The sequence below is a fragment of the Janthinobacterium woesei genome, assembly GCF_051380875.1.
In the GTDB taxonomy this organism is placed as follows: Bacteria; Pseudomonadota; Gammaproteobacteria; order Burkholderiales; family Burkholderiaceae_D; genus Janthinobacterium.
In genome coordinates, this window is the sequence record NZ_JBNYXW010000001.1 from 36,529 (window position 1) to 56,496 (window position 19,968).

The 19,968-nt window shown below is 61.3% G+C and carries 19 protein-coding genes and 1 riboswitch; of the genes, 7 read left to right on the top strand and 12 right to left on the bottom strand.

What is annotated here, in order from left to right; genetic code table 11:
* Positions 1-56: 56 nt before the first annotated feature.
* The 8 genes from ACQ4W6_RS00200 to ACQ4W6_RS00235 form a co-directional block, all read right to left on the bottom strand.
* Positions 57-251 carry a hypothetical protein gene (locus ACQ4W6_RS00200; protein WP_076565067.1) on the bottom strand — a complete coding sequence of 65 codons (195 nt, stop codon included), beginning with the start codon at positions 249-251 and terminating at the stop codon, positions 57-59.
* A 15-nt stretch (positions 252-266) separates the two neighbouring features.
* Positions 267-1,622 carry an ATP-dependent protease ATPase subunit HslU gene (gene hslU / locus ACQ4W6_RS00205; RefSeq protein WP_436565460.1) on the bottom strand — a complete coding sequence of 452 codons (1,356 nt, stop codon included), beginning with the start codon at positions 1,620-1,622 and terminating at the stop codon, positions 267-269.
* A 135-nt stretch (positions 1,623-1,757) separates the two neighbouring features.
* Complete coding sequence (gene hslV, locus ACQ4W6_RS00210; RefSeq protein ID WP_436565199.1) at positions 1,758-2,294, bottom strand: ATP-dependent protease subunit HslV; 537 nt, start codon at positions 2,292-2,294, stop codon at positions 1,758-1,760.
* A gap of 219 nt (positions 2,295-2,513) precedes the next feature.
* A complete protein-coding gene (gene dksA / locus ACQ4W6_RS00215) occupies positions 2,514-2,966 on the bottom strand; it encodes an RNA polymerase-binding protein DksA (RefSeq protein WP_436565200.1) in 453 nt (150 codons plus the stop codon).
* 477 nt (positions 2,967-3,443) lie between these two features.
* Complete coding sequence (locus ACQ4W6_RS00220) at positions 3,444-4,568, bottom strand: CobW family GTP-binding protein (RefSeq protein ID WP_436565201.1); 1,125 nt, start codon at positions 4,566-4,568, stop codon at positions 3,444-3,446.
* A 139-nt stretch (positions 4,569-4,707) separates the two neighbouring features.
* The gene (locus tag ACQ4W6_RS00225; RefSeq protein ID WP_436565202.1) at positions 4,708-5,658 is read right to left on the bottom strand and encodes a tyrosine recombinase XerC; all 951 of its coding nucleotides are present in this window, start codon (positions 5,656-5,658) and stop codon (positions 4,708-4,710) included.
* Positions 5,659-5,664: 6 nt separating this feature from the next.
* Positions 5,665-6,342 (bottom strand): DUF484 family protein, encoded by a 678-nt coding sequence (locus ACQ4W6_RS00230; protein ID WP_436565203.1) that lies wholly within the window; start codon positions 6,340-6,342, stop codon positions 5,665-5,667.
* 179 nt (positions 6,343-6,521) lie between these two features.
* Positions 6,522-7,601 (bottom strand): porin, encoded by a 1,080-nt coding sequence (locus ACQ4W6_RS00235; RefSeq protein ID WP_436565204.1) that lies wholly within the window; start codon positions 7,599-7,601, stop codon positions 6,522-6,524.
* A gap of 416 nt (positions 7,602-8,017) precedes the next feature.
* Between ACQ4W6_RS00235 and ACQ4W6_RS00240 the strand changes: the two genes are divergently transcribed.
* Entirely contained in the window at positions 8,018-9,553 is a 1,536-nt protein-coding gene (locus ACQ4W6_RS00240) for a tetratricopeptide repeat protein (RefSeq protein WP_436565205.1), read from the top strand.
* A 23-nt stretch (positions 9,554-9,576) separates the two neighbouring features.
* Here the strand turns inward: ACQ4W6_RS00240 and dapF are convergent, their stop codons facing one another.
* The 3 genes from dapF to ACQ4W6_RS00255 are packed head-to-tail and all read right to left on the bottom strand — an operon-like array spanning position 9,577 to position 12,193.
* Entirely contained in the window at positions 9,577-10,440 is an 864-nt protein-coding gene (gene dapF, locus ACQ4W6_RS00245) for a diaminopimelate epimerase (RefSeq protein WP_436565206.1), read from the bottom strand.
* 11 nt (positions 10,441-10,451) lie between these two features.
* Positions 10,452-11,327 (bottom strand): LpxL/LpxP family acyltransferase, encoded by an 876-nt coding sequence (locus ACQ4W6_RS00250; RefSeq protein WP_436565207.1) that lies wholly within the window; start codon positions 11,325-11,327, stop codon positions 10,452-10,454.
* Positions 11,324-12,193: a lysophospholipid acyltransferase family protein gene (locus ACQ4W6_RS00255; RefSeq protein WP_436565208.1), complete on the bottom strand. Its 870-nt coding sequence runs from the start codon at positions 12,191-12,193 to the stop codon at positions 11,324-11,326. The genes ACQ4W6_RS00250 and ACQ4W6_RS00255 overlap by 4 nt, the downstream gene beginning before the upstream one ends.
* A gap of 188 nt (positions 12,194-12,381) precedes the next feature.
* On the opposite strand from ACQ4W6_RS00255, the gene metK reads away from it, so the two are divergent.
* The 4 genes from metK (at position 12,382) to metF (ending at position 16,566) form a co-directional block, all read left to right on the top strand.
* Positions 12,382-13,548, top strand: a complete 1,167-nt coding sequence (gene metK, locus ACQ4W6_RS00260; protein WP_436565209.1) for a methionine adenosyltransferase — start codon at positions 12,382-12,384, stop codon at positions 13,546-13,548.
* Between the two features lie 130 nt (positions 13,549-13,678).
* Positions 13,679-13,746, top strand: a riboswitch (S-adenosyl-L-homocysteine riboswitch).
* A gap of 26 nt (positions 13,747-13,772) precedes the next feature.
* Positions 13,773-15,197, top strand: coding sequence for an adenosylhomocysteinase (ahcY, locus tag ACQ4W6_RS00265; RefSeq protein ID WP_436565210.1), 1,425 nt, complete (start codon positions 13,773-13,775; stop codon positions 15,195-15,197).
* A 195-nt stretch (positions 15,198-15,392) separates the two neighbouring features.
* A complete protein-coding gene (locus ACQ4W6_RS00270) occupies positions 15,393-15,749 on the top strand; it encodes a phage holin family protein (protein WP_436565211.1) in 357 nt (118 codons plus the stop codon).
* A complete protein-coding gene (gene metF / locus ACQ4W6_RS00275) occupies positions 15,736-16,566 on the top strand; it encodes a methylenetetrahydrofolate reductase [NAD(P)H] (protein ID WP_436565212.1) in 831 nt (276 codons plus the stop codon). Before ACQ4W6_RS00270 ends, metF begins: the two co-directional genes overlap by 14 nt.
* Positions 16,567-16,591: 25 nt before the next feature.
* On the opposite strand, the gene ACQ4W6_RS00280 is transcribed toward metF, so the two are convergent.
* Complete coding sequence (locus ACQ4W6_RS00280; protein WP_495542716.1) at positions 16,592-17,191, bottom strand: 5-formyltetrahydrofolate cyclo-ligase; 600 nt, start codon at positions 17,189-17,191, stop codon at positions 16,592-16,594.
* Positions 17,192-17,251: 60 nt separating this feature from the next.
* On the opposite strand from ACQ4W6_RS00280, the gene ACQ4W6_RS00285 reads away from it, so the two are divergent.
* The gene (locus ACQ4W6_RS00285) at positions 17,252-19,207 is read left to right on the top strand and encodes a lytic transglycosylase domain-containing protein (protein WP_436565214.1); all 1,956 of its coding nucleotides are present in this window, start codon (positions 17,252-17,254) and stop codon (positions 19,205-19,207) included.
* Between the two features lie 37 nt (positions 19,208-19,244).
* Positions 19,245-19,961: a glutathione S-transferase family protein gene (locus ACQ4W6_RS00290; RefSeq protein WP_436565215.1), complete on the top strand. Its 717-nt coding sequence runs from the start codon at positions 19,245-19,247 to the stop codon at positions 19,959-19,961.
* Positions 19,962-19,968: the final 7 nt, after the last annotated feature.

The window sequence follows — 19,968 nt, forward strand, 5'->3', positions numbered from 1 at the left end:
TCGCCGTATTATTCAGACTGTCTTCACCCATGCGCCTTGCCATGGACATTTTGAGATCAGTCTTTGACGTCTACTTTCAGCAGCAGTTTCGCCAGCAAGCGTTTTTCCTGCTGGCGCTGGCCGGAAACGGTTTTGACATGCGCCCCGGCGGCGCGCTGCAGGGCGGCAGCTGCCACCGGGTTGCGTGGTTTTTGCGAGGGTTCGACGCGGAACTGCATTTTCTGCCGCGTCGCCAATGCCTTGTTTGCCATCGGTCCCCTCCTTGATTACAGCACGTAGCGCGACAGGTCTTCGTTGACCGACAACGCTTCCAGGCGCTCATTCACATACGCGGCGTCGATCACCAGCAGGTTTTCCGTGGTGCTGCTGCCTTCGCTGGCCGTAAACGATACTTCTTCCAGCAGTTTTTCCATCACCGTGTACAGGCGGCGTGCGCCGATGTTTTCCGTGCGCTCGTTGACCGCATAGGCGATTTGCGCCAGGCGCGTGATGCCTTCTGGCGCAAATTTCAGCGTCAGGTTTTCCGTCGCCAGCAAGGCTTCGTACTGCATCGTCAGGCAGGCGTCGGTACTGGTCAAAATGCGCTCGAAGTCCGAGATCGACAGCGACTCCAGTTCCACGCGGATCGGAAAGCGCCCCTGCAGTTCGGGAATCAGGTCCGACGGTTTCGACAGGTGGAAAGCGCCCGAGGCGATGAACAGGATATGGTCCGTGCGTATCATGCCGTACTTGGTGTTGACGGTCGTGCCTTCGACCAGCGGCAGCAGGTCGCGCTGCACGCCGGCGCGCGAAACGTCGGCGCCCCCGGTTTCCGAACGCGAGGCGATCTTGTCGATTTCGTCCAGGAAGACGATGCCGTTCTGCTCCACGTTCTGGATGGCTTTCTGTTTCAGCTCTTCGTCGTTCACCAGCTTGGCCGCTTCTTCCTCGGCCAGCAGTTTCAACGCCTCCTTGATCTTGACCTTGCGCGCCCTCTTGCGCTGCGCGCCCACGCCGGAAAACATGGACTTGATCTGCTCCGTCATTTCTTCCATGCCCGGCGGCGCCATGATTTCCATCTGCGCGCCCGCGTCGGCCAGCTCGATTTCGATTTCCTTGTCATCGAGTTCACCCTGGCGCAGGCGCTTGCGGAAGGTCTGGCGCGTGCTGTCGCCGCTGCCGCCCGTGTCCACGGCCGCTGCCGTATTCGAGGTGAAGCCGAAGTCGCGCGCCGGCGGCACCAGGATGTCGATGATGCGGTCTTCCGCCGCATCTTCGGCGCGCGCGCGTACTTTCTTCATTTCAGAGGCGCGCGTCTGCTTGATGCCGATGTCGATCAGGTCGCGGATGATGGTGTCGACGTCGCGGCCCACATAGCCCACTTCCGTAAACTTGGTCGCCTCGATCTTGATGAAGGGCGCCTCGGCCAGCTTGGCCAGGCGGCGCGCGATTTCCGTCTTGCCGACGCCCGTGGGGCCGATCATGAGGATGTTCTTGGGCGTGATTTCATGGCGCAGGGGCTCGGCCACCTGCTGGCGGCGCCAGCGGTTGCGCAAGGCGATGGCGACGGCGCGCTTGGCCTTGGCCTGGCCCACCACGTGCTTGTCGAGTTCGGCGACGATTTCCGACGGGGTCATGTTCATGATCATATTTGGCTTTCCATTTTCTTTGCGTAGAGTGCTCGAAAAACGTTCAGGGCAAGGCGCGTGGCCGCAGACAGTACGTTTTTGTACGCCCAGGCCATGCAACGCAGCCATGGGCGTTTTCTCGGGGGACTCTTAATCTAACGTTTCGATGATGTGCGACATATTCGTATAAATGCACAGCTCGGCGGCGATGGTCAGCGATTTCTTGACCACTTCGGCCGGCGACAAGTCCGTGTTTTCCTGCAGCGCCTTGGCGGCGGACTGGGCGTAGATGCCGCCCGAGCCGATGGCGCCGATGCCGTCTTCCGGTTCGAGCACGTCGCCGTTACCCGTGATGACCAGGGTCGACTCGCTGTCGGCCACCAGCAGCATCGCCTCCAGGCGGCGCAGCACGCGGTCAGTGCGCCAGTCCTTGGCCAGTTCGACGGAGGCGCGCAGCAGGTTGCCCTGGTGTTTTTCCAGCTTGCCTTCGAAACGGTCGAGCAGGGTGAAGGCGTCGGCGGTACCGCCGGCAAAGCCTACCAGGACCTTGCCCTGGTATAACTTGCGCACCTTGCGGGCCGTGCCCTTCATGACGATGTTGCCCAGCGTTACCTGACCGTCGCCGCCCAGGGCGACTTGCTTGCCGCGCCGGACGCAGAGGATGGTGGTGCCGTGAAATTGTTCCATAATGACCTCAAAAAATTCATGCCTACGCGTGCAGTGTCATGCGCTTGCGCGCCCATGGCTCAAAAGTGGGGATGGAAAAGGCAATTGCAAGCGCCACGTGCTGCGGCCGTGCCTGCTTCAGTGTAGTCGGCGCGGGACGAAAAAAAAGCACGCAACGCAGGTTGTGTGCTTTTTTTGCTGCCAGCGCGCAGCCGCCGGGCGGCCTTGCGGGCATGGCGATCAGTCGCCGTAGAGTTTTTGCTTCAGTTCTCGCCGTTGCTGGGCTTCCAGCGACAGGGTGGCGGTTGGGCGGGCGATCAGGCGCGGGATGCCGATAGGCTCGGCCGTTTCTTCGCACCAGCCATAGTCGCCGCCGTCGATGCTGGCGATCGATTGCTGTACTTTTTTCAGCAATTTGCGTTCGCGGTCGCGCGTGCGCAGCTCCAGCGCATGCTCTTCCTCGATGGTGGCGCGGTCGGCAGGGTCCGGTACCAGCACGGTTTCACGCAAGTGTTCCGTGGTTTCGCCGGCATTTTTCAGCAAGTCTTTTTCGAGCTGCTGCAAACGTGCCTTGAAGAATGCCAGTTGTGCCGGATTCATATACTCATCTTCGCTCATGGCGCGAATTTGATCTTCGCTGATGAGGGGGATGTCTTGGTTGGCGGCCGGGGTCGATTTATTAGTTTTGGTCATAACTTCGCTTACCTTCGATACGACAGAGTTTTCAAATTGATCAGTTGATGCGGCGGTGCCGAGCAACTGTACAGGTTCCGCTTGGCATTGCTGTCCCGCTATACTGCTTGCGACCTTGGCTTGCCGGCGGCCAAGACTACCGGCCGGCTACATTTGCCATGTTGATAACTTGTTACCGCTATAGGCCGGTCGCGCTTGCCGCGTCGACCTACGTGTTGGGTGGATCGCTTGCATGCCTGGCATGCGGCCAGCGGCAGTTTGCCAGCATTTCATGACAGGCGAAAGACATGGGCCGTTTTCGTCGCTGATTTTGGCACGCTTTGCTTTATATTGCCATCCCGATTTGTTGACTAGCCGATCAGATGTGGCCGCTTGTTGGATTATGTCAGCAAGATTGTCGTCAGGCAGCGGGAAAGCGTGCTTAATTTTCCCTTTTGTTTATGGTTTGCAACGGGTACTTTGCAAAACCCGGCTAGTTTATACCAAACATTGTTCGAGTCCGCGAATAAAAATGTCTTTTGGTAGATTTTTGCCAATAAACACCATTTTGCTGCCGCGCACTTCGTTTTCGCCCCATTTGGCGCCCAGGTCGCTGCCCATTAACTGGTGCACGCCCTGAAACACCACCTTGCGCTCGGCACCCTGCATCAGCAGCACGCCCTTGTAGCGCAGCATGCGCGGGCCATACACCTGCACCAGGCCGCCGAGGAACTCATCGAGCTTGGCGCTGTCAAACGGTTGTGTACTCTTGAAAACAAAGGCGGCGATGTCGTCGCTGTGTTGCGCATGGTGGTGGTCGACATGGCCGCAATCGGTGGCGCAGGCGTCGCTGTGCTCGTGTGCGTGCTCCTGTGCGTGCTCATGGCCCTGTTCGTGTTCATGCGCGTGCGCTGGATCATGCGCTTTGTCATGCGCTTTGTCGTGATCATGCACGTGGCCGCTTTCGGTGGCGAGAAAGTCCGGATCCAGTTCCAGCTTTTCGTTCAGATTAAAACCACGGATGTCGAGCACCTCGGCCAGCGGGGCGCGACCGAAATCGACCTTGGCGATGGGCGCGCGGGGATTGATGCGTTTCAAACGGCGGGTCAGGGTATCGACCTCGGTTGGACTGACGAGGTCGGTTTTCGACAGCAGCAGCTTGTCGGCAAAGCCTACTTGCCGCTGTGCTTCCTCATATTCATCGAGTTGCTTCATGGCATGGCGGGCATCGACTACCGTGATGATGGCGTCAAGCATGTAGTGGCTGCCCACTTCTTCGTCGACAAAGAAGGTTTGCGCCACGGGGCCTGGGTTGGCCAGGCCCGTCGTTTCGATGACGACGCGGTCAAACGCGATCAGGCCGGCGTCGCGCTTGCGCGCCAGTTCCGTCAGGCCGACGATCAGGTCGCCGCGCACGGTGCAGCAGATGCAGCCGTTGTTCATCTCGATGATGTGCTCGTTGCTATCCTGTACCAGGATTTCATTGTCGATGTTTTCCTGGCCAAACTCATTTTCGATCACGGCGATACGCATGCCATGGTCTTCCTGCAGTATGCGGTTGAGCAAGGTGGTTTTGCCGGCGCCCAGGAAACCGGTGAGGATGGTGGTTGGAATCAGTGCCATGAGGAATGCCTATGCTGTAATCGGTGGTGCCGCCGTGCAGGCGGGCGAATCCGGACGATTATGCCGGAATTTTGCAAAAGCTTGCAAATGTGCGCCGCTTCGCTTGATATGCATCAGGCTGGCTGGCGCAGATGGGGCCCTACTTGAGCTTGGCGCGCGGGTGCGCCTGGTCGTACACATGTGCCAGGTGCTGGAAATCGAGGGCCGTGTAGACCTGGGTCGAGGTGATGCTGGAATGACCGAGCATTTCCTGCACGGCGCGCAAGTCGCCCGACGATTGCAGCACATGCGAGGCAAACGAGTGGCGCAGCACGTGCGGGTGCACATTTGCCGGAATGCCCGTCGCCAGCGCGTGCGCCTTCAGGCGCAGCTGCAGCACACGCGGCGAAATGCGCGTGCCACGCGTGCTTAAGAACAAGGCGGCGCTGCCATCCTTGGCTGGTGGGCGCACGGCCAGCCAGCTGGAGAGTGCCACCAGGGCCGCCTTGCCGACGGGCACCTTGCGCATCTTGCTGCCCTTGCCCGTGACGACGACTTCGAAGCTGGCCATGTCGAGCCAGCCCAGCGAGGCCGCCTGGCCGCCCTCGGCCTTGCAGTAATGGGTGTCCAGGCTGGTCAGCTCGGAGACGCGCAAGCCGCTCGAATACAGCAGCTCGAACATGGCGCGGTTGCACAGTTGCTCGGGTTCCGCCTGCTGACCTTGCTGGTGTTGCGCGGGCGCCACGAGGCGCACGGCATCGTCCACCGACAGGGCTTTCGGCAAGGTCTTTGCCCGCTTGGGGGCGCGGATGCCATCGACGGGATTGGCGTCGAGCGCTGTTTCACCGCTGAGCCAGTTAAAAAAGCCGCGCCACGACGACAGCTTGCGGGCGATCGAACGCGGGTCGAGGCCGCTTGCGTGCAGCTTGGCCGTGTAGCGCCGTACTTCATTGTGCGCCAGGGCGGTCCAGGCGGTGCTGCCGCTCAGTTCCAGCAATGCGCGCAGGTCGCGTGCGTAAGCGTCGAGCGTATGCGGCGACAGCTTGCGCTGCGTGGCCAGCTGCGCCAGGTAGGCATCGAGCCACTCGGCCTTGCCGCGCGTGTCACCCATGGCGTTCTAGGTAGGCGTGCTGGCGCGCAGGGCCGCCAGCGCGGCGCTGGCGGTGGCGCCGATATGCACGAGGAAGTCGGTGCCCATGCTGGACGTAAAGCGTTCGCTGTCGGGCGAACCGAGCACCAGCAAGCCGAAGGTGCCGGTAGTGCCAGGCGCGCGCAGGGCGATCATGACGGTCGATTCGATCTTCTCGGCCTGCAGCCAGTGCACGGCTTCGAAATCGCGGTTGCTGCCGCAGTACGGGGTTTGCAGGCTGTTGGCGAACATGCGCACATCGGCCGTGACATCTTCGGTGAACCAGCCGCTGGCGTGTTCCGGCACGACTTGCCACAGGCGCAGGCTGACGTAGGGCACGTTGAAATTGCTTTGCAGCGCATCGACCAGCACGCGCGGTAGCTTGGCATCGTTGCGCACTTGCAGCATGGCCTGGTTCCAGCCATGGAATTTGCTGGCGATGTCGCCGTTTTCCTCAGCCAGGCGGCTGAGATTGGACATGCGCAGTTCCAGCGCCTTGTATTTGTCGCGCATTACTTCCATCTGCCGTTCCTGCAGCGAGATGGTGCGTCCCGTCAGCGGGCTGCTCAGCTTGACCTCACCGAGCAGAGCGGTATGCTCTTCGAAGAAATGCGGATGCTCGCTCAGATACTGGGCGACGGTGCTGGAATCGAGTGTGGCGGTCATTGATGGTCTCAGTCGGAAAGGATGAACGCTTGATTCTAACCGAGAGTGCCGCGGCATAGGCGCAAAGGGCGCCTTGTGATGCATTTTCCGCACGCGCATGAAAAAAGCGGCATGGTTGCCCATGCCGCCTTGTCTTCCATGGTCGTCAGCTCAGCCGTAGCGGCTGGCCTGCGGCACCATTAGAAATTGTGGTGTACGCCCACGCCGATGTAGGTGACCGAAGTGGTGTTGTTGTAGTTGGCGACGCTAGCCGATTTCTTGTTCGAAACATCTGCGTACAGGTAAGTACGCTTCGACAGGTTGTAGTCGTAGCCCAGCGATGCTTGCTTGGACTTGGCGACGCCATCCGGCGTTTTTTGACCGTAGCCAGCGCGAACCTTGCCTGGGCCGACGTCGTAGTTCATGCCCAGCACCCACGATTTGGTGTCGGTATTGACGATTTTAAAGTTGCCATCGTCCTGATTCTGGTACGACGCCATCAGTTTCAGTTCCGGGGCTGGATTGAACGATGCACCGACCGACCACAGCTTGGCTTGCAGGCCATTGCGCTCGTAGGCACCCATGGCGGCGAACTGGCCATAGTTGTAGGTGACCGACATCGAGTACGGGTTCGATGCTGGCACGACATTGGCCGGCACGGCGAAGTTGCCGGTGGCATTCGTCGTCAGGTTGCGTACGGTAGCTGCGACGGCCGCATTGTTGTTCGCTTCCTTGGCGGCCACGGTGGCGTTGAACTGGAAGCCGCTGATGACTGGCGAGTTATAGAACACGGCGTTCGAGAAGCGGTTACGCGAGTTGCCCGGTGCGCTCAGTGGATCGCTGCTATAGGCCGCTACCGTCAGGTCGGTTTGGAAACCGGCTGGCGTAGGCATGCCCGACCACGGTTCGAACGCGGTGCTCGTTTCCTGGAAGGCGGTCAGGCCACGGCCCAGGCGCACGGTACCGAAGTCGCCTTGCAGGCCGACGCGGCTTTGACCCTGGAACAGCGGACGCGAATTGGTGCCTGAAGTGTTTTCTACGGTGCCGGTATCGGATTCATAGCGAATTTCCAGTTGGAAAATAGCTTTCAAGCCATTGCCCAGATCTTCCGTACCCTTGAAACCCAGTTTGTTGTTGTCACGCTTGGTGACGGCGGTGGACGAACCAGTCGCTTTACCCAGGCCAGCATCGATCGTGCCGTAGATTTGAACGGACGACTGCGCTTGTGCGGTTGCGGCAAATGCGCCGAAGAGAGCGAGGGCAACGATTGATTTTTTCATGTCTTATTCCCTATTAAAAGTGAGTTCCGTCCGAGATCCGAGCAGATTGAAATGCGTTAGCTTTCGCGTTTCGATGACTGAACCTTAATTCTTCGGCACCCGGGACGCGCGGGATTGGTCAAATGTGCGTGAAAAGATTGGTGAAAAGCGTCATAAATCAACGGCCCTGTTGTATTTTTGTAACGCGCGATTTTCTGCAGATGGATTGCCAATGGCACGCGTTCTCCCCTTGCCGCGGTAACGGCGCATGGCAATATTGATCTGTTGGCGCCTTGGCATGATTGCGTTGAATCAAGTTCTTGCGCCGGCTTTGGCGGATTTCGGGCACAAGGACGTTACACTAAGGGACGGCCTGCATTGATGGGCCGGGAGACGGCGCACTATTATTAGAATCATTGACTCAATATCGAGAATCGATGGCAAATCGCGAAACATTAGGATTGATCAAGGGCGCGCGTGCGGGCGATGTTGCCTGCCAGTTGGCATTGGGGCGCGTATATCTGTTCGGCCAGGGCGTGCCGCAAAGTTTGCCGACCGCCTTGCACTGGCTGGCGCGTGCGGCCCAGGAAGATAGCCAGGAAGCATGCTTGCTGATCGGCACGCATGTGCCCTTCGAGGTGGCGCAGCCGGCGGCCAAGGCGCTGATTCCGTATTACGCGCAGGCGTTTGATGCGGGGCTGGTGCAAGCAGGGTTGGTGCTGGCGCAACTGGTGCTGGGCAATCCGCCCGGCACTAGTTGCGAAACCTTGCGGGCCAAGGCGCGCCTGGCACTGGAAGCGGCAGTGCAGGCCGGTTTGCCCGATGCGCAATGGCTGTTATCCAGGCAAGATGGCGCGGCAGCGGCGTGCGCATCGGCTGGCAACCATGCGCAGGAACAGGGAAGCGATGCAGACACGTCCTTGTACGCGGGGCTGGAGCGGGCGTGGCACAGCGGCGAGCATGGTCGCTTCCTGGCGCAGGGCTTGCCGCTGGCGCGCGAACTGTTGCAGCGCCAGGCAGCGGCCGGCGCGCGCAGCATCGCGCTCGACGCGCAACAGGTGCTGTTGCTGTCGCGTTGCGCCCAGGCGCTGGCGCCCGCTAGCGACGCCGAAGGCTGGCAATGCTGCGAGTTGGCGGCGCATGGCGGCGACCGCACGGCGCAGCTGGAACTGGGTCTCGGCTATGCGCGCATGGATGCGCTTGGCCGGCGCCTGGCCACGCGCCATGGCGCCGCCAATTTCAAGCGGGCCGTGCGCTGGCTGACGCAAGCCGGCGAGCAGGGCCTGGCCGAAGCCTGGTTCGTGCTGTCGCGCATTTATACAAAACCGGAATTTTCCCAGCGCAATGTGCTCGAAGCGCATTCCTGCCTTGAGCGGGCTGCCGACCTGGGCCATGGCGCTGCCCAGTTAGAGTGCGGCATGCACGCCTGGCGCAATCGGCGTGAAGGCGTCAATAGCGATGTGCGCGCCGCCTACTGGCTGTTGCAGGCGCAGGCGCAAGGCAGCAGCGAAGCGGAGGCGGCGCTGGCGCGCATTGCGCCCCGCGGCGAGCCGGGCGACTGGGGCCAGTGCGGTGCCGTGCTTGCCGGCGCGCAACTGCGCCAGTTGGGACAGAATCATCCTTTGCTGGCAGCGCGGCTGGAACTGGCGCGCTGGTTTCATTTGTCGCGTGCCGAGGCCTTGTTGCTCGATGTGCACGCGGCCGACCAGGGCCATTGTTTGTTGATCGATATCAGCGCCACGCACGGACGCGGCAAGCGGCGCCTGGTGCTGATCCGCACGGCGCAAGAGCGCCAGGTACTCGATCAGGTGGTGCGCCTGTTCGAGCGCGTCGATTGCGGCGTGACTGGTCCGGAAGGCAATTACCGCCAGCGTTTGTACCGCCTGAAGTGCTATCTGGCCGAGCTGGGATTGGCGCAGGCGCAGTTGTCGCAGGAAAATTTGCCGCAGGAACGGCAGTTCCTGGCGGCATGATGCAAGCGATGCAGTACCGCTGACTACAGCTCGATCGTGCCTTCGAACACGGTCACGGCCGGGCCCGTCATCAGGACCGGATGGCCTGCGCCTTGCCAGGCGATCGACAGTTCCCCGCCACGCGCGCTGATGCGCACCGGGGAATCGAGCAAGCCGCGCAAGATGCCGGCCACGGCAGCGGCGCAGGCGCCCGTGCCGCAAGCGAGCGTTTCGCCCGCGCCCCGTTCATACACGCGCAGTTTGACGTGATTGCGGTTCATGATTTGCATGTAACCGGCGTTGACCCTGCGGGGAAAGCGCGGGTGGTGCTCGATCAGCGGGCCCGATACCTGCAGGTCTTGCGCATCGACATCCTCCACCACTTGCACCGCATGCGGGTTGCCCATCGAGACGACCGATACCAGCAGCGTGGCGTTGCCGCCTGGCAAGGCCAGCTCCAGCGGCCACAGCTTATCCGTGCCCTCGGCTACACCGGTGAGGCCGCTGGCGTCGAACGGCACCAGCGCGGGTTCCAGCACGGGGGCACCCATGTCGACCGTGATGCTGCCGTCGGGTTCCAGGCGTAGCGCGATGATGCCGGCCATGGTTTCGACGCGGATACTGCTCTTGCCCGACAAGCCTTTTTCGCTGACGAACTTGACGAAAGCGCGCGCGCCGTTGCCGCATTGCTCGACTTCGCCGCCATCGTTGTTATAGATGCGGTAGCGGAAGTCGCAGCCGGGCAGGCGCGGCTTTTCCACCACCAGAATCTGGTCGGCGCCGATGCCGAAGCGGCGGTCGGCCAGGCGTTGCCACTGGGCTGGCGTGAAGTCGATATCTTGATTGATGGCATCGATGACGATGAAATCGTTGCCGGCGCCATGCATCTTGGTAAATTGGAGTTTCATGTTCTGCCGTATCACTTGTGCTGGTTATAGAGTGACGCTTCGCCTTCGGGGCGCGTCTTGAAGCGCTTGTGCGTCCAGAAATATTCGGCCGGCGCTTCGCGCACGCGCTCTTCGATGAATGCGTTCATGCGGCGCGTGGCGGCCGTGATGTCGTCGCCCGGATAGTCATCCCATGCCGGATAGTATGTCACTTTCCAGCCCTGGTAATTGGGCAAAAAGGTGGCGATGACGGGAATGACCTGGGCGCGGGCGGCTGCCGCCAGGCGCGCCGTGGCCGTCAGGGTAGCGGCCGGGACACCGAAGAAGGGCACGAATTCGGCATCTTTCTCGCCAAAATCCATGTCCGGCAGCATGAAATACGGCAAACCCTCGCGCAGCGCGCGCAAGATGGTCTTGATGCCGTCCTGGCGCGTAAACAGCTTGGGCGGCTTGAAGCGCGAACGGCCGTTGCGCAAGGCTTTGTCGAAGACGGCGTTCTTTTGCTGCACATACATGGAGGAGGCGGAAATTTCCATGGCGGTGGCGGCGCCGGCCACGTCGAGGCAGACAAAGTGCGGGCACAGCAAGATGGTGGGTTTGTCCGCGATCTGCTGGCCCGGGAAGGCGGGCACTTTCCTGATCAGGCGCTTCAGGCGTGCTTCGGAAGCCCACCACAGGATGCTGCGCTCCCACACGCTGCGCGAATAGGCCTGGAAATGCAGGCGCGCCAGGGCGACGCGCTGCTGCTCCGTCAGTTCCGGCATGCACAGGCGCAGATTCGTCAGGGCGATGGCGCGCCGCGTGGGCATGGCGATGAACAGCACGCTGCCGACGGCCACGCCGAAGCGGCCGAGGATGGGTAAAGGCAGCCAGTGCAGCAGCCACATGAAGGCGATCAGCAGTCTCATGGCTGCTCCTTGGGCGCATCCGGGCTGGCGGGCGTGGGTGGCGCTGCGCCGCGCGGCACCTTGTAGCGATTGTAGCTCCACAGGTATTGCGCGGGACTGCGCGCGATCAACTGTTCCATCGCCGCGTTGATGGTGCGCGCCTGCTGCGCCGAGGTGCTGTCGAGCGACTCGGTGAAGGGCACGAAATGCACGATGTAGCCGCGCCCGCCTGGCAGGCGCTCGGCGTAGGTGATGATGACTTCGGCGCCGCCCATCTGCGCCAGCTTGGCCGGCAGGGTCATGGTGTAGGCGGGGCGGCCGAAGAAATCGGCCCACACGCCTTCGCCCTCTTGCGGCACCTGGTCGGGCAGCAAGCCGATCGGCTGGCCTTTTTTCAGGCATTTGGCAAAGATGCGCACGCCCGACATGTTGGCCGGCGCCAGCATCAGGTTTTCGCGCGCGCGGGCGCCTTCGATCAGCGGCTTCAGGGCGGCGCGCTTGGGCGGACGGTACATCACGGTGAGCGGCGTGCGCAGGGCGATTTGCTGGGCGACGATTTCAAAGCAGCCCAGGTGCGGCGTGAGGAAGACGATGCCGCGGCCGTGTTGCAGGGCCTTCTCCACCAGTGCCCAGTTTTCCACCGTGGCATGGCGCGCCACGCGCCCGGCCGGCGCGCACCAGATGAAGGGCAGTTCCAGCACGCTCTTGCCCGCTTCGGCCACGGCAGAGTGCAAGTGTTGCGAAAACCCCGCACCTTGCATGTTCTCGCGCATGCGGCGCCGGTAGGACGGGGAAATGGCGTAAATCACCCAGCCGAGCGCAGCGCCCAGTGCGTGCAGGACGGGCAGGGGAAAGAGGGATAAGAAGCGGAAAATAGGGACTAACATGAATGAGCTGTTTCCAGGAATGGCGTCTTGCCGTGCCAAAATTTTTTAAGAAGCGTAAAATACCACGTATGCAGTAACCGCTGAGTTAATAGACAACTTGCGAAGCGGAATATAAATATCGCTAAAGCGTCGCAGGCAAAATCCTCTTTACTGCGACAGAACATTCACATAGTAAACAGGAGCTTGCAATGTCAAACGATTATCTTTTCACTTCCGAATCCGTTTCGGAAGGCCATCCCGACAAGGTTGCCGATCAAATTTCCGACGCCATCCTTGACGCCATCCTGACCCAGGATCCAGCCGCCCGCGTGGCTGCCGAAACCCTGTGCAACACTGGTCTGGTGGTGCTGGCTGGCGAGATTACCACCCACGCCAATGTGGATTATATTCAAGTTGCGCGCGAAACCATCAAACGCATCGGCTACGATAATACCGAATACGGCATCGACTACAAGGGTTGCGCCGTGCTGGTGGCCTACGACAAGCAGTCGCCGGACATCGCGCAAGGCGTCGATGAAGGTGCGGGTATTGATCTGGATCAAGGCGCTGGCGACCAGGGCCTGATGTTTGGCTACGCCTGCGATGAAACTGCCGAGCTGATGCCAGCGGCCATTCACTACGCGCACCGCCTGGTCGAGCGCCAGTCGCAACTGCGCAAGGATGGCCGTTTGCCATGGCTGCGTCCGGATGCAAAATCGCAAGTGACCCTGCGCTACGTCGATGGCCGCCCCGTTGGCGTGCACACGGTCGTGCTGTCGACCCAGCATGCGCCGGAAATTTCGCACTCGCAGATCAAGGAAGCGGTGATTGAAGAAATCATCAAGCCTATCTTGCCGCGCGAATGGCTGAACGACACCATCTTCCTCGTCAACCCGACGGGCCGTTTCGTCATCGGCGGTCCGCAAGGCGATTGCGGCTTGACCGGGCGCAAGATCATCGTCGATACCTACGGCGGCGCAGCCCCGCACGGCGGCGGCGCGTTCTCGGGCAAGGACCCATCGAAAGTCGACCGTTCGGCAGCCTACGCCGCCCGTTACGTGGCGAAAAACATCGTCGCCGCCGGCTTGGCGCGCCAATGCCAGGTGCAGGTCAGCTACGCCATCGGCGTGGCCAAGCCGATCAACATCACCGTCTACACGGAAGGCACTGGCGTGATTCCCGATACGGAAATCGCCAAGCTGGTGCTGGCGCACTTTGATTTGCGTCCAAAAGGCATCGTGCAAATGCTCGACCTGCTGCGCCCGATCTACCAGAAGAGCGCCGCCTACGGCCACTTCGGCCGCGAAGAGCCGGAATTCACGTGGGAGCGCACGGACAAGGTCGCCCTGCTGCGCGACGCTGCCGGCCTGAAGTAATCTAGTTCCTTGCTGAAAGCGCCCCGGCCACCAGGCCGCGGGCGCTTTTTTGTGGGCGCTGCGGACATGGCAATGCCGCAAGAATGGCGAATTTGGCTGGCGCGCCAGCCTTGGGAATGTTAAAATCCGGCGTCCGAGGAGCGTTGCGACGAAGAAATTCGCCAGGCTCGGAATATCCTGCAACTGCGCTCACGTACCTTTTTCTCAACTGAAAGGAGGGCGTGATGAACGCCGTACTCAAATCGCAACACGACTATTCCATCGCCGATATCACTCTGGCCGCATGGGGCAACAAAGAAATCAAGATTGCTGAAACGGAAATGCCTGGCCTGATGGCCATCCGCGAAGAATTCGCGGCAGCGCAGCCTTTGAAAGGCGCGCGCATCACCGGTTCGATCCACATGACCATCCAGACCGCCGTGCTGATCCACACCCTGGAAGCACTGGGTGCGCAAGTGCGCTGGGCATCGTGCAACATTTACTCGACGCAAGACCACGCCGCCGCCGCCATCGCCGCCGCTGGCACGCCAGTCTTCGCCGTCAAGGGCGAGTCGCTGGAAGACTACTGGGAATACACGCACCGCATCTTCGAATGGCCGAACGTGGACGGCAAGGCTGTCTACTCGAACATGATCCTCGACGATGGCGGCGACGCTACCTTGCTGCTGCACCTGGGCGTGCGCGCCGAGAGCGATGCATCGGTGCTGTCGAACCCGGCTTCGGAAGAAGAAATCTGCCTGTACAACTCGATCAAGCAGCGTTTGCTGGTCGATGCGAGCTGGTACTCGAAACGTTTGCCGGAAATCCTCGGCGTGACCGAAGAAACCACCACTGGCGTGCACCGTTTGTATCAGATGCACAAGGAAGGCAAGCTGGCTTTCCCTGCGATCAACGTCAACGATTCCGTCACGAAGTCGAAATTCGACAACCTGTACGGCTGCCGCGAGTCCTTGGTCGATGGCATCAAGCGCGCCACCGACGTGATGATCGCCGGCAAAGTGGCCGTCATCGCCGGTTACGGTGATGTCGGCAAGGGTTCGGCACAAGCCATGCGCGCCCTGTCGGCGCAAGTATGGGTGACGGAAGTCGATCCGATCTGCGCACTGCAGGCGGCGATGGAAGGCTACCGCGTGGTGACCATGGATTACGCCTGCGAACACGGCGACATCTTCGTTACCTGCACCGGCAACTACCACATCCTCACGCACGATCACCTGACGCGCATGAAAGACCAGGCCATCGTCTGCAACATTGGTCACTTTGACAATGAAATCGACGTTGCTTCGTTGAAGCAATACGAGTGGGAAAACATCAAGCCGCAAGTCGACCACATCATCTTCCCGTCGGGCCGCCGCATCATCCTGCTGGCCGAAGGCCGCCTGGTCAATCTCGGTTGCGGCACGGGCCACCCGTCGTACGTGATGAGCTCGTCGTTTGCCAACCAGACGATCGCCCAGATCGAACTGTACGCCAACACGGCCAACTACCCGGTCGGCGTGTACACCTTGCCGAAGCACCTGGATGAAAAAGTCGCGCGCCTGCAACTCAAAAAGTTGAATGCGCAGCTGACGGAACTGACGCAAGAGCAAGCCGACTACATCGGCGTGCGCACGGAAGGTCCGTACAAGCCAGAGCACTACCGCTATTAAGTGGTTGGTTGCTCCGGGAGCCTACTGCGCGACGCGGGGCGAGGCCGGCGATGCTCGCTGTACATAAAGTACAGCTGCGCTTCTCGGCCACGCCGCACGTCTGCTCGCTACGGCTCCCGAAGCAACGAGACTGCCCGATATTCATTGAAAAGCCGGCCGCAGCCGGCTTCTCCCTTTTTTTGACAGGCTAGAGAAATGCGCTTGCTACTGATTTGGTTTATCAATGCGGCAGCCCTGTTTGCCGTCCCTTATCTGATGCACTCGGTGACGATGAGCAGCGGCTGGACCGCGCTGCTGGCCGCTGCCGTGCTGGGACTGGTCAATGCCCTGATCCGCCCCCTGTTGATCCTGTTGACCCTGCCTGTGACGTTCTTGTCGCTGGGCCTGTTCATTTTGATCATCAACGGCTTCATGTTCTGGCTGGTGGCGCAGGTGATCGATGGTTTCCATGTCGCCAGTTTCTGGTCGGCCGTGGGCGGTGCATTGCTGTACAGCGTCATTTCCTGGGCCTTGTCGACCTTACTTTTGAGTAATGACAATGGCAGAGCATAACTTCAGTATTGAGTTTTTCCCACCGAAAACCCCGGAAGGGGCGGAAAAACTGCGCGCCACGCGTGTCAAGTTGTCTGAGTTGCATCCGAAGTATTTCTCGGTGACCTTTGGCGCCGGTGGCTCCACGCAGCAGGGCACGCTCGACACCGTGCGCGAGATCCTGGCGGCCGGCGAAGAAGCCGCGCCCCATCTGTCTTGCGTCGGTGGTACGCGCGAGTCGATTCGCGCCGTGCTGGCCGACTTCAAGGCGGCCGGCGTGAGCCGCATCGTGGCCTTGCGGGGCGACTTGCCAAGCGGCTACGGCGCCTCGGGCGAGTTCCGCTACGCCAACGAGCTGGTGGAATTCATCCGCGCCGAGACGGGCGACCATTTCCATATCGAAGTGGCCGCCTATCCGGAAGTGCATCCGCAAGCGCGTTCGCCGCAAGACGACCTGAACGCGTTCGCGCGCAAGGTGCAGGCTGGTGCCGATGCCGCCATCACCCAGTACTTCTACAATGCCGACGCGTATTTCCAGTTTGTCGAGCAGACGCAGAAGATGGGCATCAACGTGCCTATCGTGGCCGGCATCATGCCGATCACGAATTACACGCAGCTGATGCGCTTTTCGGACATGTGCGGCGCGGAGATTCCACGCTGGGTGCGTCTGAAACTGGCCAGCTTTGGCGATGACAGCGCTTCGATCAAGGCCTTTGGCCTCGATGTGGTGACGGGCTTGTGCGAACGCCTGCTCGAAGGCGGCGCGCCAGGCCTGCATTTCTACAGCATGAACCAGGCGGCCGCCACGACGGCCTTGTGGCAGCGCCTGGTCAAGTAATCGCTTGTAATGTCGTTCTGACTTGTCAGAGCAGATCGCCCTCGGTCACGATGTGATCGAGGGCGATGTCGTATGCGCCATGGGAAAAGCTTGCCTCCAGGCACGCGTAGGCGATACCCACCGTGCGCGGGCGCGGGTCGTGCGCCAGGGTACGGTCGTAATAGCCGCCTCCATAGCCGAGCCGGTAACGTTCCCCATTGAATCCCAGGCAGGGCACCAGCAAGGTAGCGGGCGCCGGGCGCAGGCGCAATGGCGCCGGCACGGCCACGCCCATGCCATCCTTGACCATCGCTTCGCCTGGCGTCCAGCTGGAAAACACCAGCGGCGCGTGCTTTTCCAGCACCACGGGCAAGCTGAGCACCACGCCGCGCGCGGCCAGTTGCGCATACGCAAGGTGCAAGTCCGGCTCGCCGTGCAGGGGCCAGTACACGCCCAGTTCTTCAATATGTTCCTGCGCGCACCAGTCGAGCAGGCGCTGCGCGATGGCCGCATCCCACCCTGCGCGCGTGGCCTTGGGCAGGGTGCGCCGGGTGGCCAGGAGGGCTTTGCGCAAACCGGCTTTTTCCTGTGGCGCAATGGGTGGCCGCGTGGCCGGATCGCATGTTATTCTAGGGTCGCTATTCATATCACCATCAAGATTGAGAGTCGTACATTGATTTCCCCACTGAAATGGATTGCCGGCACGATGCTGTGTGTTGCATCGGCCTTGTCCCCCCTGGCCGCCCTGGCCCAGGCCACTGCCAGCGTGTCGCCTGCCGCGCCGCCTGCACCGGACACGCGCAGCGAGGACGATGCCTTCTTGCTGCTGCGCGACGCCGCGCGCAAGGATGATGTCGAGAAGGCCGACTTTTATGCGGGGCGCCTGACGAATTACCAGATTGCCTCGTATGTTGACTATTATCGGCTGAAACCACGCATCAAACAGTTGAGCGAAGCACAATTTCGCGATTACCTGAACCGTTACAAGGGCAGCGCCATCGCCGACCGTTTCCGCAACGACTGGCTGCTGGAGCTGGGCCGCAAGCGCGACTGGGTCGTGTTTGATGAGCAATATCCGCAATTCGCCCTCGACGACGACACCCAGCTCAAGTGTTATGCGCTGATGTCGCGTGCCGCCAAGGGACAGAACGTGGCGCCAGAGGCGCGCAACCTGCTGGTCTCGCCGCCTGGTTACGGCGAAGCGTGCGGCAGCCTGATCGCGGCATTGGCGCAAAACGGCCAGTTCGACACGAACGACCTGTGGGCGCAGATCCGCCTGGCCGGCCAGACCAATGCCACGGGCCCGGCGCGCCGCATCGCGCTGCTGCTGGGCGCGTCCGACGCGAAGATGGCGCAAGCGATCGACTTGCCCGCGCTGGTGCTGGCCAAGGGCGCGGGTCTAAGCCGCGCCGAGCATGAAATGTATCTGGTGGCCGTGGGCCGCATGGCGAAAAGCACCCTGAAGCTGGGCGTGGTGGCGCTGCAAAAGGCCAGTGCACAATTGACGCCGCAAGAGCAGGCCATCGGCTGGGCCAGCCTGGCCCTGCAAGCGTCTTACTCGCTGGCGCCGGAAGCGTTTGAATATTGGCAAAAATCGAATGGCGCGCCCTTGACGCTGGAGCAGATGCAATGGAAGGCGCGCATGGCCTTGCGCGAAGGCAACTGGCCCATGGTCAAGTCGTCCATCCAGGCCATGCCTGCAGCGTTACGGACGGATCCCACCTGGGTCTACTGGCTGGCGCGCGCGCAGCAGGCGGGAACCCCGGGCCGCCCGAACGCGCAAGCCGATACCCTGTACCGCACGATCAGCGAGCAGTCGAACTTCTATGGCTTGCTGGCCAATGAAGAGCTGGGCAATCACCTGGTTCTTCCTCCACCGGGCCAGCCCGTCAGCCCGGCGGAAATTGCCGCCATGGCGGCCAACCCGGGCTTGCAGCGGGCCTTGAAGTTCTTCAACATGCGCCTGCGCTTCGAAGGCACGCGCGAGTGGAACTGGGAACTGCGCTCGATGACGGACCGCCAGCATCTGGCCGCTGCCGAATTTGCGCGCCAGAACAATGTGCTCGACCGCATGGTCAACACCTCGGACCGCACGCGCCTGGAAGTGGACTACACGCAGCGCTACCCGACGCCGCACGACGACGTCATGCATCCGGCGACGCAAACCCTGGGCCTGGACAAGGCCTGGGTGTATGGCTTGATCCGCCAGGAATCGCGCTTCATCATGGATGCGCAATCGCATGTGGGCGCCTCCGGTTTGATGCAGGTCATGCCGTCGACGGCCCGTTACGTGGCCAAGAAGATCGGCTTGACCGATTTCGTCACGGAAGCCTTGAGCGATGTGCGCACCAACGTCTTGCTGGGCACCAATTACCTGAACATGGTGCTCGGTGGCCTGGACGGCTCGCAAGTGCTGGCCAGCGCCGCCTACAACGCGGGGCCGGGGCGCTTGCGCATCTGGCGCGCCACCATGACGCGTCCGCTGGAAGGCGCCGTCTTTGCCGAAACGATCCCCTACACGGAAACGCGCGGCTACGTGAAAAACGTGATGGCCAACGCCACCTATTACGCAGCCCTGTTCGAGAAAAGCCCGCAATCGCTGAAGGCGCGCCTGGGCACCGTGGCACCGAAAAACAGCGCCATCGCGGCCGATTTGCCGTAACGATTCGCCGTACCTTAACCACGCAGATAGCTCAACCATGCAAACCACCATCCTTGATCCCAGCCTGACGCAAACCTTGGCTAGCGCCCGCGAGCCAGGTTTGACCCTCATCATCGGCAACAAGAATTACTCGTCTTGGTCGATGCGCCCGTGGGTGGCCATGACGGCCTTTGGCATTGCCTTCCAGGAAGTACGCGTCTTGCTCGACCAGAGCGACACGGCAACGAAAATCGCCGCCTACTCGGCCTGCGGCCGGGTGCCGGTGCTGCTGGCCGGCGAGATAACGATCTGGGACAGCCTGGCCATCTGCGAATACCTGGCCGAACAGTTTCCGGATAAACATCTGTGGCCGCAAGACGTGGCCGCGCGCGCCATGGCGCGCTGTGTCTGCGCGGAAATGCACTCGGGTTTCGCGGGCTTGCGCACGGACATGTCGATGAACATCAAGGCGAAATTGCCGGGTCGGGGCCGTACGGCCGCTGCGCAGGCGGACATCGGCCGTATCAGCGAAATCTGGGAAGAATGTCTGTCGCGCTTTGGCCATCATCAATTCCTGTTTGGCGAGTTTTCCATCGCCGACGCCTATTTCGCGCCCGTCGTCATGCGTTTTCGCACCTATGGCGTGACCCTGGCGCCGGCCCTGAACGCCTATTGCGAGCGCGTGCAGGCGCACCCGGCCGTGGCGCGCTGGATCACGGAAGCGCTGGCGGAGATAGAAGTTGCTGCCAAGCACGACGCGGAATTACCTGATTAAGAGAAGT